9 protein-coding genes are annotated in these 13,393 nt (G+C 69.9%); 5 read left to right on the plus strand and 4 right to left on the minus strand.

The features are described from left to right. The first annotated feature begins 49 nt into the window (after positions 1–49). The 3 genes from fdhF to EV148_RS07550 are packed head-to-tail and all read left to right on the plus strand — an operon-like array spanning position 50 to position 3,970. Positions 50–2,902 carry a formate dehydrogenase subunit alpha gene (fdhF, locus tag EV148_RS07540; protein WP_131995943.1) on the plus strand — a complete coding sequence of 951 codons (2,853 nt, stop codon included), beginning with the start codon at positions 50–52 and terminating at the stop codon, positions 2,900–2,902. 1 nt (position 2,903) lies between these two features. After that, positions 2,904–3,737 carry a formate dehydrogenase accessory sulfurtransferase FdhD gene (gene fdhD, locus EV148_RS07545; protein ID WP_131995946.1) on the plus strand — a complete coding sequence of 278 codons (834 nt, stop codon included), beginning with the start codon at positions 2,904–2,906 and terminating at the stop codon, positions 3,735–3,737. Next, positions 3,734–3,970, plus strand: coding sequence for a formate dehydrogenase subunit delta (locus EV148_RS07550; RefSeq protein ID WP_241988020.1), 237 nt, complete (start codon positions 3,734–3,736; stop codon positions 3,968–3,970). The genes fdhD and EV148_RS07550 overlap by 4 nt, the downstream gene beginning before the upstream one ends. A gap of 5 nt (positions 3,971–3,975) precedes the next feature. Here the strand turns inward: EV148_RS07550 and EV148_RS07555 are convergent, their stop codons facing one another. Next, complete coding sequence (locus tag EV148_RS07555) at positions 3,976–4,863, minus strand: alpha/beta hydrolase family protein (RefSeq protein ID WP_131995950.1); 888 nt, start codon at positions 4,861–4,863, stop codon at positions 3,976–3,978. Between the two features lie 216 nt (positions 4,864–5,079). Between EV148_RS07555 and EV148_RS07560 the strand changes: the two genes are divergently transcribed. Continuing rightward, the gene (locus EV148_RS07560) at positions 5,080–6,420 is read left to right on the plus strand and encodes an OmpP1/FadL family transporter (protein WP_158287370.1); all 1,341 of its coding nucleotides are present in this window, start codon (positions 5,080–5,082) and stop codon (positions 6,418–6,420) included. A 226-nt stretch (positions 6,421–6,646) separates the two neighbouring features. Here the strand turns inward: EV148_RS07560 and EV148_RS07565 are convergent, their stop codons facing one another. Continuing rightward, the gene (locus EV148_RS07565; RefSeq protein ID WP_131995956.1) at positions 6,647–7,777 is read right to left on the minus strand and encodes a hypothetical protein; all 1,131 of its coding nucleotides are present in this window, start codon (positions 7,775–7,777) and stop codon (positions 6,647–6,649) included. 87 nt (positions 7,778–7,864) lie between these two features. Continuing rightward, positions 7,865–8,479, minus strand: coding sequence for a CGNR zinc finger domain-containing protein (locus EV148_RS07570; protein ID WP_158287371.1), 615 nt, complete (start codon positions 8,477–8,479; stop codon positions 7,865–7,867). Positions 8,480–8,654: 175 nt separating this feature from the next. Between EV148_RS07570 and EV148_RS07575 the strand changes: the two genes are divergently transcribed. Further along, the gene (locus EV148_RS07575) at positions 8,655–9,623 is read left to right on the plus strand and encodes an arginase family protein (protein ID WP_131995962.1); all 969 of its coding nucleotides are present in this window, start codon (positions 8,655–8,657) and stop codon (positions 9,621–9,623) included. A gap of 394 nt (positions 9,624–10,017) precedes the next feature. Here EV148_RS07575 and putA read toward each other — a convergent pair whose 3' ends face one another. After that, positions 10,018–13,167: a bifunctional proline dehydrogenase/L-glutamate gamma-semialdehyde dehydrogenase PutA gene (putA, locus tag EV148_RS07585; protein WP_131995965.1), complete on the minus strand. Its 3,150-nt coding sequence runs from the start codon at positions 13,165–13,167 to the stop codon at positions 10,018–10,020. Positions 13,168–13,393 lie beyond the last annotated feature (226 nt).

Genomic DNA, 13,393 nt, shown 5'->3' on the forward strand with positions numbered 1-13,393 from the left:
CCTGCGGGACACCTTCTCCCCGGGAGAAGGGCAATGCGGAGCACAGACCATGCTGTCCATCGCCGAAACCGATCTCGGCACGCCGAAATCGACCTCCACCGACCTCGTCGCGCTGACGATCGACGGCGTCGACGTGCGCGTTCCCGCGGGCACGTCGGTATTGCGCGCGGCCGCCGAGGCGGGCATCGAGATCCCGAAGCTCTGCGCGACCGAGCTGCTCGACGCGTTCGGTTCGTGCCGCCTGTGCCTCGTCGAGATCGAAGGCATGAAGGGCTTCCCGGCCTCGTGCACGACGCCGGTCGCGGCGGGGATGAAGGTGACGACCGGCGGCGTGCAGGTCGAGCGCCTGCGTCGCGGCGTGATGGAGCTGTACCTGTCCGATCATCCCCCCGATGCGCTTGCCGGCGGCTTCGGCACCGAGATGCAGCGCATGGTCGAGCGGATCGGCGCGGACGTGGCGCGCTATGGCGCCTGCGAAGCGGAGCCGCGGCCGGTCGATGCGTCCAACCCGTATTTCCGCTTCGATCCTGCGCAATGCATCGTCTGCTCGCGCTGCGTGCGCGCCTGCGACGACCAGCAGGGCACGTTCGCGCTGACCGTGCAGGGTCGCGGTTACGCCTCGGCGATCGTCGCCGGCCAGGACGAGCCGTTCATGGACTCGGACTGCGTCTCCTGCGGCGCCTGCGTGCAGGCCTGCCCGACCGGCGCGCTGATGGAGAAGTCGCTGCTCGAGCATGGCCAGGCGACGCGCAGCGTCGTCACCACCTGCGCCTACTGCGGCGTCGGTTGCTCGTTCCGCGCGGAACTGCAGGGCGAGCGGCTCGTGCGCATGGTGCCGAACAAGGACGGCCAGGCGAACCACGGCCATTCCTGCGTGAAGGGACGCTTCGCGACCGGCTACGTCACGCACCGCGAGCGCATCCTCGAGCCGATGCTGCGCGCGAGGATCTCCGATCCCTGGCGCAAGGTGGGCTGGGACGAGGCGATCGCGCACGTCGCCGCGGAATTCCGCCGCATCCAGGCGAAGTACGGGCGCGACTCGATCGGCGGCATCACTTCGTCGCGCTGCACGAACGAGGAAACCTACCTCGTGCAGAAGCTCGTGCGCGCCGCGTTCGGCAGCAACAACGTCGACACCTGCGCGCGCGTGTGCCATTCGCCGACCGGCTACGGTCTCAAGAGCACGCTCGGCGAATCGGCCGGCACGCAGGACTTCGACTCGGTCATGCACGCCGACGTGATCTTCGTCATCGGCGCCAACCCGACCGACGCGCACCCGGTGTTCGCCTCGCAACTCAAGCGCCGGCTGCGCCGTGGCGCGCGGCTCATCGTCGCCGACCCGCGGCGGATCGAGCTGGTGCGCGCGCCGCACGTGCGTGCCGACCACCACCTGCAGTTGCGACCGGGCACCAATGTCGCCCTGCTCGACGCACTCGCCCACGTCGTCGTCGTCGAGGGTCTCGTCGACGAAGCGTTCGTGCGCGAGCGTTGCGAGGCCGATTCGTTCGCACGCTGGCGCGCGTTCGTCGCGGCGCCGGCGAATTCGCCCGAGGCGCTCGAGGCCGTGACCGGCGTGCCCGCGGCCGAGGTGCGCGCGGCCGCGCGGCTGTACGCGACCGGCGGCAATGCGGCGATCTACTACGGCCTCGGCGTGACCGAGCATTCGCAGGGTTCGACCGCGGTGATGGCGATCGCCAACCTCGCGATGGCGACCGGCAACCTCGGCCGCGTCGGCGTCGGCGTCAACCCGCTGCGCGGGCAGAACAACGTGCAGGGCTCTTGCGACATGGGCTCGTTCCCGCACGAGTTCCCCGGCTACCGGCACGTGGCCGACGATGCCGTGCGCGCGACGTTCGAACGGGCGTGGGGCGTGCCGCTGCAGGCGGAGCCAGGGCTGCGCATCCCGAACATGTTCGAGGCCGCGCTCGACGGCGAGTTCAAGGGCCTGTACATCCAGGGCGAGGACATCGCGCAGTCCGATCCGAACACGCAGCACGTGACCGCCGCGCTGGCCGCGATGGAATGCGTGGTCGTGCAGGACCTCTTCCTCAACGAGACCGCGAAATTCGCCCACGTATTCCTGCCGGGGTCCACCTTCCTCGAGAAGGACGGCACGTTCACGAATGCCGAACGGCGCGTGTCGCGCGTGCGCAAGGTAATGGAGCCGCGGGGTGGCCATGCCGACTGGGAGGTCACGCAGCTCCTCTCCAACGCGCTCGGCTACCCGATGCGTTACGCGCATCCATCCGAGATCATGGACGAGATCGCGAGGCTCACGCCGACGTTCGCCGGCATCAGCTTCGCGCGCATCGACGCGCTCGGCAGCATCCAGTGGCCATGCAACGACGAGCATCCCGCGGGCACGCCGACCATGCACGTCGATGCGTTCGTGCGCGGCAAGGGTCGCTTCATGCTCACCGAGTACGTGCCGACCAGCGAGAAGGTGACCGCGAAACATCCGCTCATCCTCACCACCGGGCGCATCCTCAGCCAGTACAACGTCGGCGCGCAGACGCGCCGTACCGACAACAACCGCTGGCATGCCGAGGACCGGCTCGAGATCCATCCGCATGACGCCGAGCAGCGCGGCATCAGCGACGGCGACTGGGTCGGCATCGCGAGCCGCGCCGGGGAGACCGTGCTGCGCGCGCGCCTCAGCGACCGCATGCAACCCGGCGTCGTCTACACGACGTTCCACTTCCCGGGTTCGGGCGCGAACGTGATCACGACCGAGAACTCGGACTGGGCGACGAACTGCCCCGAATACAAGGTCACCGCGGTCGAGGTCACGCGCGTGAGCCAGCCGTCCGGATGGCAGCGGCGCTTCCGCGCCGCCGACGAACGGCAACGCGCCCTGCTGCAGCAGGCGCGCGCCGCGTCCGCGATCGACGAGCCGCGCTGAAATGCCGTTCGTCGCCGAAACCCGCGCGGGCTTCGTGCAGCGGCCGGTCGCGCGCATGCGCGCGGGCGTGCTCGAGCGCGCCGACGACCGCATCGCCGAGGAAGTGCCCGTCGCACTCGTCTACAACGAACGCCCCCACGTCGTGATGATGGCGACGCCGTGCGACCTCGATGACTTCGCGCTCGGGTTTTCGCTCAGCGAAGGCATCGTCGCGAACGCCCCGGAACTCGACGTCGCCGCGACGCGAACCTTGCTCGAGGGCATCGAGATCCAGTTGCGCGTGCCGGCCGCGCGCGCCGCTGCGCTGGAGCAGCGCAAGCGCAACCTGACCGGCCGCAGCGGGTGCGGGCTGTGCGGAGCGCAGGCGCTCGAGGACGCGTTGCGCCAGCCGCAGCCGGTCGCCGACGGGCCGCGCATCGCCGCACACGCACTGTCGCGCGCGCTGGCGGCGCTGCAGGCACGGCAGGCGCTCGCGGCGGCGACCGGCGCGACCCACGCGGCCGGCTGGGCCGGCGTCGATGGCGAACTCGTGCTGCTGCGCGAGGACGTCGGCAGGCACAACGCGCTCGACAAGCTGCTCGGTGCGCTCGTGCGCAGCGGCCTCGACGTACGCGACGGCTTCGCGGTGGTGACGAGCCGCGCGAGTTACGAGATGGTGCAGAAGGCGGCGACGCTCGGCGTCGGCCTGCTCGCGGCGATCTCGGCGCCGACCGCGCTCGCGATCCAGCTCGCGGCGCAGGCGAACCTCACCCTCGTCGGCTTCGCGCGTGGCGACAGCCATGTCGCCTACGCGCACGCCGGGCGCATCATCGGCATGGAGGACGCGGGCGCGTGAGCGGACTCGACCAGCTCGTGAAGATGGCCAACGACATCGGCGCGTACTTCCGCGCCGAACCGGACCACCGCGCCGCCGTCACCGGCATCGCGACGCACATCCGCCGCTTCTGGGAACCGCGCATGCGCCGGCGCATCCACGCGCATGCCGCGGCGGGGGGCGACGGCCTCGACGCGCTCGTGCGCGAGGCGATCGCCGAACTCGCGCGCGAGGATCCCGCCGCCCGCGCCTGAGCCGCTCAGGGGCCGAGCGCGAAGGGGCACAGGTGCGACCAGATCTGCCCGAGATGGGCGACGGTGTAGACGTGCCCGCCGGCGAACAAGGTGTAGTGGACCGTGCGGCCGGGAATCCAGCCGGCGTTCTGGAAGCGCTGCGCATCGCCACCCGCGCCGTACTGCGTGTAGAGCGGATCGGTGTTGCCGAGGTGGATGTCGACCGGGATCTTCGGCTGCGTGCCACCGAGCAGGCTCGCGCAGCTCGGCGGCAGCGAACCATCGTCGGTGCAGGCGTACTGCTCGAGTGAACCGGCGCTCACGCCGTAGGCGGCGAACACGTCCGTATTCGACAGCGCGACCGCATGGCCGTAGTGCGCGCCGGCGGAATAGCCCCACAGGTAGATGCGGCTGCGCTCGATGTTGTACGCGGCGAGCGCATCGTCGAGCGCGGCGCTCATTTCCGCGATGTCGCCGTTCGCGCCCCAGCCGCCCTGGGTCGAATTGCCGACCGGTGCGAGCACGAGGAAGCCCTTCGCATCGGCCCAGCCCGACCAGTCGGCACGCACCTGCTGCGCGGCGCTCGCGGCTGGCAGCGCCTGCCCGCGCAGCGCGAGCAGCAGCGGCGCGGCCTGCGACGGCTGGTAGCCGCTCGGCACGCGCAGGTAGTAACTGCGCGTGCCGAGGCCGGGCACGCTGATCGTGCGCGTGACGTTGCCGGGAAAGTTGCCGCCGCTGCCGCCGGACGGATCGTGCGGCACCACGCGGGGTTCATAGCCGTCGTCGAAGATCGCATCGCCGCCGGGGCACATCGTCGCCGGCAGGCGCACCGTGCTCGCGGCGCCGGCGGTCGCCGGTACGCCGACGTATGGGAGCAGGCCGAGCAGCAGGCTGAAGAGACTCGATCGGCGCATGGGGTTTCTCGTGGGGAGGGCAGGGCGAACGTTAGCGGCCGCCGGCGAGGCCCGTCGCGGTCGCCGTCACGAATGCCGCGGCGGCGCCGATCGGCCGCCGACCATACGCACCCGTTTGCGGCAGCGCACGATGGCCAGATCGTCGAACTTGACGTTAAGATCGCTGCGGATTCGTTACAGACCCGCAAAGAAACCGTTCGCCCCAAGGAGTGCCGTATGCAGCACAAGACCCGTCGGACCAGGCTCGTCCCGTCGTTCGCCGCCCTGCCATTGGCGCTCGCGGCGGCCCTCGCGGGCCAGGACGCGTACGCGAGCGGTTTCCAGCTCAAGGAAAACAGCGTCCAGGGTCTGGGCCGTTCCTACGCGGGCAGCGCGTCCGCGCCGGGCGACTGCTCGATGGTCGCCAACAACGCGGCCGCGATCGGTGACCTGCCGGGCGAAAACTGCGTCCAGGTCGATCTCAACGTCATCAATTTCAAGACCGAATTCCACGGCAGCGGCACCGACCTGCTCGGCCGCCCGCTGACCGGCAACAACGGCGGCGACGGTGGCGTGACCAAGCCGGTGCCGGCGATCTACCTGACCCACCACATCAACGACCAGTGGTCGATCGGCGCCTCGGTCAACGCGCCGTTCGGCTTCGAGACCGAGTACGGCGACCGCTCGGTGCTGCGCTACGAAGGCGTGCTGTCCAAGCTCGAGTCGATCGATCTGAGCTTCGCCACCTCGTTCAAGATCAACGACCAGTGGTCGATCGGCGGCAGCATCATCGCGCAGCGCACGAGCGCGGAACTGACCCAGGTGGTCGACTTCGGCACGATCCTCGCCTCGCCGACGAATGGTGCGGTGCTGCCGCAGGAAGCCGACGGCTTCGGCGGCCTCAAGGGCGACGACTGGGGCTACGGATTCACCGTCGGCCTGCTGTGGAAGCCGACCTCGAGCGATCGCATCGGCCTCAACTACCACTCGCAGATCGATCACACGCTCGAGGGTGATGCGCGCTTCCAGGTGCCGAGCAACATCCTGCCGCTGCTCGGTGGCGCCTTCCTCAACCAGAAGGGCCAGGCCGACTTCGACACGCCGTGGTACGTGACCGCGAGCTGGTGGCATACGTTCGACGATCGCCTGAGCATCGGCGCCGACGTCAGCTTCACGCACTGGTCGAGCTTCGAGCAGCTGCTGATCAAGTATTCCGACGCCGCGATGGGCCCGTTCACGCGCGCACAGGAATTCACCTGGGACGACAGCTGGATGTATTCGTTCGGCGGCGAATACCGCCTCAACGACGAATGGACCTTGCGCGCGGGCGTCGCCTACGACGAAACGCCGACCATCGACGCCACCCGCACGCCGCGCGTGCCGGACGGCAGCCGCACGTGGCTGTCGGTCGGCGTCGGCTGGAAGCCGAGCGCCGACTGGCGCTTCGACGCGGGCTTCGTCCACCTGTGGGTCGACGACGGCTCGATCGACCACACGACGTCGACGTTCAACCACCTGAGCGGCGCGTTCCAGAGCTCGGGCAACGTGCTCGGCGTATCGGCGCAGTACATCTTCTGACGCACGCGCCCTGGATGGGGAGGGACCGGCAGGCACCTTCGGGTGCCTGTCGCTTTTGGGGGGCGAGTGGCTTCGCAGCTACGCTGAGGGGGGCGTGTCGGCGCGGCGGGACTCGCCGCTGCGCGGCTCGACCCGCCCTACATGTTCGCCGTTGGCGCGGGCTCGCGTGTAGGGCGGTACGCGCGCAGCGCGTGCCGCCGCCCGCACCCTCTCCGCGGCGTCTGCGCTAGTCGTAGCCGTCGGCGAACAGGAAGTCCCAGCCCTGGTTCTCGTACGGCCCGGGATCGGGCGCGCCGAAGCGGTCGCGCGGCAGCGCGTCGAGATCGAGCACGTTCAACGGCGGGAACGGCACGGGCGCGAGGGCCTGGTTGATGAAGGGTGACTCGTCGCGCAGGTGGAAGTCGCCGTTGGCCGCGTCGACGAACAGCGGATCGCCGGCGAGCTCATGGTTCCTCGCCAGCGGCAGGTTGCCGCCGACTATGCCGACGAGGCTGTAGTCCGCGCTCGCGCTGCCGTCGCCGAGACCGATCACCGCGGCGCCCTCGAGGTTGAGGTCGGATATCGCATTGTCGAAGAACAGGCTGTTGACGACGTCCATGTGCACGCCACCGGCAAGGCCGGCGCCGATGCCGCAGCCGCGCCAACCCTGCCCTGCGCAACGACCGCGCGCGAACGTGCTGTTGGCGACGAGCACCGCGGGCGAAACACCCTCGGCGGTTGCGTTGACGGTGATGGCGGCCTGGCCGAATGCCGACGCCGATGCGCTGTTGTCGTCGAACAGGCTGTTGGCGACGCGCACGGCGCCGTAGTTCGCATAGAGGTTCGCACCGCCGCCGAAGTAGCCTTCGTTGTTCGCGACGATCACGTTGTCGAGCCAGAGTTCGGTGAACGCATCCGAGTACGCACCCATGTCGATGCCGCCGCCGCGCTGGAACGTCGCCGAATCACCGTAGCCGTTGCGCACGCTGAGATTGACCACCGCGAGGCGCGTTTCCTGCGTGGTACCCGCGGGCGGGATGAGGTAGATGCGCAGGACCTGGTGCTGGCCGGCGCCGTCGAGGATCGTGCGCGAAGCGTCCATGCGCCTCTGCGCGCAGTCGTTGCCGTCGACCGTGTACCAGCCGCCGGATACCGTCAGCCAGCCGGTGGTCTGCGCGGAATACAGGAAAGGGCCGTTGAACGTCGTATAGACGCCCTCGCGCAGCCGGATCTCGTCGTCGCCGGGCGAGGCGGCCGCGGCGGTGAGGGCCTGCTGAAGTTCGACATGGTCGCGCACGCACCAGCTCGCGGCGGAAGCGGGCGCCGCCAGCGCGAGCGCGAGCGCGCAGGTGGCGGTGGAAACAAGGGCGACTCGCATCCCGGCTCCTCGATCGCAGGATGATGCGATCTGATACGTGAAGCGGCGCGCGAAACCCGAACGGGCGACGCGAAAGCCGCGATGCGATCAGTTGCCCGCGTCGCGTCGGCGCTGCTGGAAGCGGCGCGCCTTCGCGCCGTTGCCGCACATGCGCATGCTGCACCAGCGGCGCGTCCGGTTCTTGCTCGCATCGTGGAACAGCCAGCCGCAGCCGTCGGGCGCGGGGCATTGCTTGAGCCGGCCGGGATCGCCGTGTCGAAGCAGGTCGACCGCCGACGCGAGCACGTCCCACAGCGGCCGCTCGAGCGCATCATCCTCGTCCCAGCGCCACTGCCACTGCGCACCGGCTTCGAGCCGTCGATGCGCGAATGCGGCGGTGGCTTCGCGCTCGAGCGCATGGAGGTCCGCCGGCGCGGGCGCGTGGCCATGCGCGCGCCTGGCGAACACGCGCTCGAGCAGCCCGCGCAGGTCGTGCGCATGGGCGAACGCGGCCGCGGCGCGACGCGGGTGCGCGCGGGCGGCGACGAGCAGCCGGCTCGCCGAACGGGCGTCCAGCCCGCCGTCGCAGCCGCGCAGCCACTCGACCAGGTCCGCGTAGCCGGCGAGGTACTCGGGCGCGGCCGGGTCGAAGTGCGAGGCGCGCGTGTTGACGAAGTCGAGGCAGAGGCTGCCGCCGACGCGTTCGATCCGGGAGAGATCCATTGGGCCAGCGCGCTCCGTAGTAACCATCAAACGCATTTTGACAGGTTTGCAAGACAGGCGCATGATAACCGTCCAAACGCATTTGGAGGGTTAGTCAATGGGTGCGTCCGGAACGCCCGATCCCGCGCGTCGCCGCCTGCTTCGCACGATGGCGCTCGCGGGAGCCTGCGTGGCCATGCCGAACCTGCGGGCCTCTGCGCCCGGCGGGATCGACGTCATCGGCGCGCCGTCGAACCTCGGCCTGCGCCCCCTGCGGCCGGGCCACGTGCCGGGCGCGTTCCGCGCGCCGGCCGCACTGCGCGCGCATCGGCTCGTCGATCGCCTCGGCGCGCGCGATCGCGGCGACGTCGCCGCGCCGGCCTACGATCCCTCGCCCGATCCGGTAACCGGTTATCGCAACGGTGCCGGCCTCGCCGCCTATACGCCGCGCCTGGCCGAGCGCATCGGCGCGAGCCTCGACGAGGGCCGCTTCGTGCTCGTGCTCGGCGGCGACTGCAGCGTGCTGCTCGGCGGCGCACTCGCGCTGCGCCGGCGCGGTCGCCACGGCCTGCTGTTCATCGATGGCCACAGCGATTTCTATTTCCCGCATGTGGCGCGGCCGCTGACGGCCGCCGGCATGGATCTCGCGCTCGCGACCGGCCACGGTCCCGATGCGCTCGTCGGCGTCGATGGCAACACGCCGTACTTCGCCGAAACCGACACCGTCGTCTACGCGTATCGCGATCACGGCACGCCCGATGAAGTCGATACCGCTCGCTTCGAGCGGGCCGCATTCCTGCACCTGCCGATCGAACGCGTGCGCGCGGACGGCGTCGCCGCGACGATGGGCGAAGCGCTGCGGCGTCTCGAACGGAGCGAACTGGGCGGCTTCTGGATCCACGTCGACGTCGACGTGCTCGACCCGGCGGTGATGCCCGCGGTCGACTCGCCCGATCCGGGCGGCCTGCGTCTCGCCGAACTCGAGGACGCCCTCGCATTCGCCCTCGCTTCGCCGCGCGCGCTCGGCCTCGAGCTCACGATCTTCGATCCCGACCTCGACGCCGACGGCCGTCTCGCCGAGCGCCTCGTCGGCCTGCTCGAACGCGCATTCGCGCGCGCGGGGCGTTTCGGTCTCGCCCAGTCCATTCAGGGAGTCCACCGCTAGCAGGCATTTGCAATGCGCCATGCGTGCGAACGCAGGGCGTCGTGCTCTGTGACCAGACGCGCACGGTCGACGCGCGTGCGCGCGGTTGGCGCAGGATCGAGAAGGCGCCTGCGGCGGTGGTGGAAGAAGCTCTCGATGCGGTGAGGGCGATTCTGGAATGACGTAATCATCCAGAACGAAGCCGTGAACTAGCTTGGAGAATATCCGCTCGACCCGAGTCGGGAAGCCAGATCACGTAGGGAATTCGGACAGGTCGGCGCGTTTTTCAGCAATTCGACAATGTCGTCGTTTGGCCACCCGTGATCGAGCGGATATCTCCGTTGGCATGTCGGCGGCAGCTCACTTGGGGTGAAACACGAGATGCAGCAACCTTTCCTGCAGCTTGGCGGGATCCTTACTCACCCAATGTCAGCAGCGACGCGTTGCCGCCCGCCGCGGTCGTGTTGATCGTGAGCGTGCGTTCGGTCGCGAAGCGCACGAGGTAGTGCGGGCCGCCGGCTTTCGGGCCGGTGCCGCTGAGGCCTTCGCCGCCGAACGGCTGCACGCCGACGACGGCGCCGATCTGGTTGCGGTTGACGTAGCAGTTGCCGACCTTCGCGCGGCGCGCGATGTGCTCGATCGTCGCGTCGATGCGGCTGTGCACGCCCAGGGTGAGGCCGAAGCCGGTCGCGTTGATCGCATCGATGACCTGGTCGAGTTCGCTGCCCTTCCAGCGCAGCACGTGCAGCACCGGGCCGAACACTTCCTGGGTGAGCAGTGACAGCGACGGGATCTCGTACGCGCGCGGCGCGAAGAACGTGCCGTGCTCGCTGCCCGCGTCGAGCTTCGCCTCGTTGATCTTCTTCGCCTCGCGGTCCATGCGCGCGGCGTGCTCGACGAGGAAGGTGCGCGAGGGTTCGTCGATGACCGGGCCGACGTCGGTCGAGAGCCTGGCCGGGTCGCCGACGACGAGTTCGTCCATCGCGCCCTTGAGCATGGCGATGACCTTGTCGGCGATGTCTTCCTGCACGTACAGCACGCGCGCGGCCGAGCAGCGCTGGCCGGCCGAATCGAACGCCGAGGCGAGCACGTCCTTGACCAGCTGCTCGGGCAGCGCGGACGAGTCCGCGATCAGCGCGTTCTGCCCGCCGGTTTCGGCGATCAGCGCGGCGATCGGCGCGTTGCGCGCGGCGAGCGTGCGGTTGATCGTCCACGCGGTTTCGGTGGAACCGGTGAAGCAGACGCCGGACACTTCCGGCTTCGTCAGCAGCGTGTTGCCGATCATTGAGCCCTTCGCCGGCACGAACTGCAGCACCGCTTCGGGCACGCCGGCTTCGTGCAGCAGTTTCACCGCGGCATGGCCGACGAGCGTGGTCTGGTCGGCCGGCTTGGCGATCACCGCGTTGCCCGCGGCGAGGCCGGCGGCCACCTGGCCCATGAAGATCGCGAGCGGGAAGTTCCACGGGCTGATGCAGACGAACACGCCGCGGCCGCGCAGGAACAGCTGGTTCGATTCGCCGGTCGGGCCGGGCAGTGCCTCGGGCGTGCCGAACAGCTTGCGCGAAAGGGACGCGTAGTAGCGGCACATGTCGGCCGCCTCGCGCACTTCGGAGATCGCGGCGGGAATCGTCTTGCCTGCCTCGCGCACGCACAGCGCGATGAATTCGCCGCGGCGCTGCTCGAGCAGGTCGGCCGCGTGTTCGAGGATCGCGGCGCGGCTCGCGGCCGGCAGCGTGTCCCAGTCCGGCTGAGCGGCGACGGCGTTGGCGAGCGCCTTCTCGATCGTCGCCGCGTCGGCATTGCGCGTCTCGCCGACGACTTCGCGGCGATCGCTAGGGTTGGTCACTGCGCGCGGCGCTTCGCCGGTGCTCGCGCCCGGCACGAGCGGCGCGGCAGTCCACGGTGCGCGCGGCGCATTGACGGCGTCGGCGAGGGCCTTGAGTTCGTTGTCGTTGGCGAGGTTCACGCCCATGGAATTCTTCCTGCTGGCACCGTAGAGGCCGACCGGCAGCGGGATGCGCGGGTGCGGCTTGGAGGAGAACGCGGCGACCGTTTCGCATGGGTCGGCGACGAGATCGCGGATCGACACGTTCTCGTCGACGACGCGATTGACGAACGAGGTGTTGGCGCCGTTCTCGAGCAGGCGCCGCACGAGGTACGGCAAGAGGTCCTCGTGGCTGCCGACCGGCGCGTAGACGCGGCAGGGCACGTCGAGGTTCTTCTCGCCGATGACTTCGTCGTAAAGGTCCGCGCCCATGCCGTGCAGGCGCTGGAATTCGAACGGGCGCTTGCGCGCGTGATGGTGGATCGCCGCGATGGTGTGCGCGTTGTGCGTCGCGAACTGCGGGTAGATGAGGTCGGCGCCGGCGGCGAACAGGCGCTTGGCGCAGGCGAGGTAGGACACGTCCGTGTTCGGCTTGCGCGTGTAGACCGGGTAACCCGACAGGCCCTGTTCCTGCGCGCGCTTGATCTCCGAATCCCAGTACGCGCCCTTGACCAGGCGCACGCACCAGCGGCGGCCGGCCTTGCGCGCGGTCTCGGCGAGCCAGTCGATCACGAACGGGCAACGCTTCTGGTACGCCTGCACGGCGAGGCCGAAACCGTTCCAGCCGGCCAGCGACGGATCGGCGAACACCGCACCGATGACTTCGAGCGAGAGTTCGAGCCGGTCCGATTCCTCGGCATCGACGGTCATGCCGATGCCATTCGCCTTGGCGAGCTGGGCGAGTTCGAGCAGCCTGGGAGTGAGCTCGGCGTGCACGCGTGCGCGCTTGGCGACTTCGTAGCGCGGATGCAACGCCGACAGCTTGACCGAGATCGACGGCGCGGCGAGCACGCTGTCGAACGGCCCGCGCCGGCCGAGCGCGTCGATCGCGTCCTTGTAGGCCCGGTGGTAGCGCTCGGCATCGGCGGCAGTGAGCGCGGCTTCGCCGAGCATGTCGTAGGAATAGCGGTAGGCCGCGTTGTCCTTCTCCGCGGAGCGGTCGAGCGCTTCCTCGATCGTGCGGCCCATGACGAACTGGTGGCCCATGATGCGCATCGCCTGGCGCACCGCGAGGCGGATCACCGGCTCGCCGGCGCGCCCGACGAGGCGCTTGAGCGCGCCGGTGAAGTCGCGCCGCGTCTCCTCGGCGAGCGCGACGAGGCGGCCGGTGAGCATGAGGCCCCAGGTCGACGCGTTGACGAAAACCGAGTCGCTCGTGCCAAGGTGCTTCTTCCAGTCCGCCTCGCCGAGCTTGTCGCGGATGAGCTTGTCCGCGGTGAGCTTGTCCGGGATGCGCAGCAGCGCCTCGGCCACGCACATGAGCAGCACGCCTTCCTCGCTGGACAGGTCGTACTGGCGCATGAACGATTCGACCGCGCTTTGCTCGCCGGCGCGCGCACGCACGCGCGCGACGAGCTCGGATGCGCGGGCGAGCACGAGTTCGCGTTCGGCCGGCGGCAGGGTCGCCTGGGCGAGCAGGTCGTCGACGGCTTCGGCCTCGTCGCGCGTCCAGGCGGCGGTGATGCGCGCCCAGACGGCGTCGGGGGCAGGCGGGAGTTCAGGCAGCAGCGATGCGCTCAAGGGCCGGTCTCGGGTGCTGGGAAGCGCCGGCGCGGTGGCCGGTGCGGGGACGGGAAGACGCCAGAATGGCCTAGTGTAGTGAGCGCGTCGCGGCCGGCCAAGGACCGCGCGCGCGAGCCCGGGCCGGCCGGGGCGCCTGCGGCGCTTTGTCGCGGCCTGCCCCGTCCGGGCCGTTCGCGCCGCGGCAGCGCGGTTGCCGCTGCCGCGCGCGCTCCACTATCATTGA

This window comes from Dokdonella fugitiva (assembly GCF_004342425.1).
In the GTDB taxonomy this organism is placed as follows: Bacteria; Pseudomonadota; Gammaproteobacteria; order Xanthomonadales; family Rhodanobacteraceae; genus Dokdonella_A; species Dokdonella_A fugitiva.

Excerpts from the sequence above, each read along its gene's own strand:
- fdhF (WP_131995943.1), top strand. The coding sequence starts at position 50 with ATGCTGTCCATCGCCGAAACCGATCTCGGCACGCCGAAATCGACCTCC.
- fdhD (WP_131995946.1), top strand. The coding sequence starts at position 2,904 with ATGCCGTTCGTCGCCGAAACCCGCGCGGGCTTCGTGCAGCGGCCGGTC.
- EV148_RS07555 (WP_131995950.1), bottom strand. The coding sequence starts at position 4,863 with ATGCGCCGATCGAGTCTCTTCAGCCTGCTGCTCGGCCTGCTCCCATAC.
- EV148_RS07560 (WP_158287370.1), top strand. The coding sequence starts at position 5,080 with ATGCAGCACAAGACCCGTCGGACCAGGCTCGTCCCGTCGTTCGCCGCC.
- EV148_RS07565 (WP_131995956.1), bottom strand. The coding sequence starts at position 7,777 with ATGCGAGTCGCCCTTGTTTCCACCGCCACCTGCGCGCTCGCGCTCGCG.
- EV148_RS07570 (WP_158287371.1), bottom strand. The coding sequence starts at position 8,479 with ATGGATCTCTCCCGGATCGAACGCGTCGGCGGCAGCCTCTGCCTCGAC.
- EV148_RS07575 (WP_131995962.1), top strand. The coding sequence starts at position 8,655 with ATGCCGAACCTGCGGGCCTCTGCGCCCGGCGGGATCGACGTCATCGGC.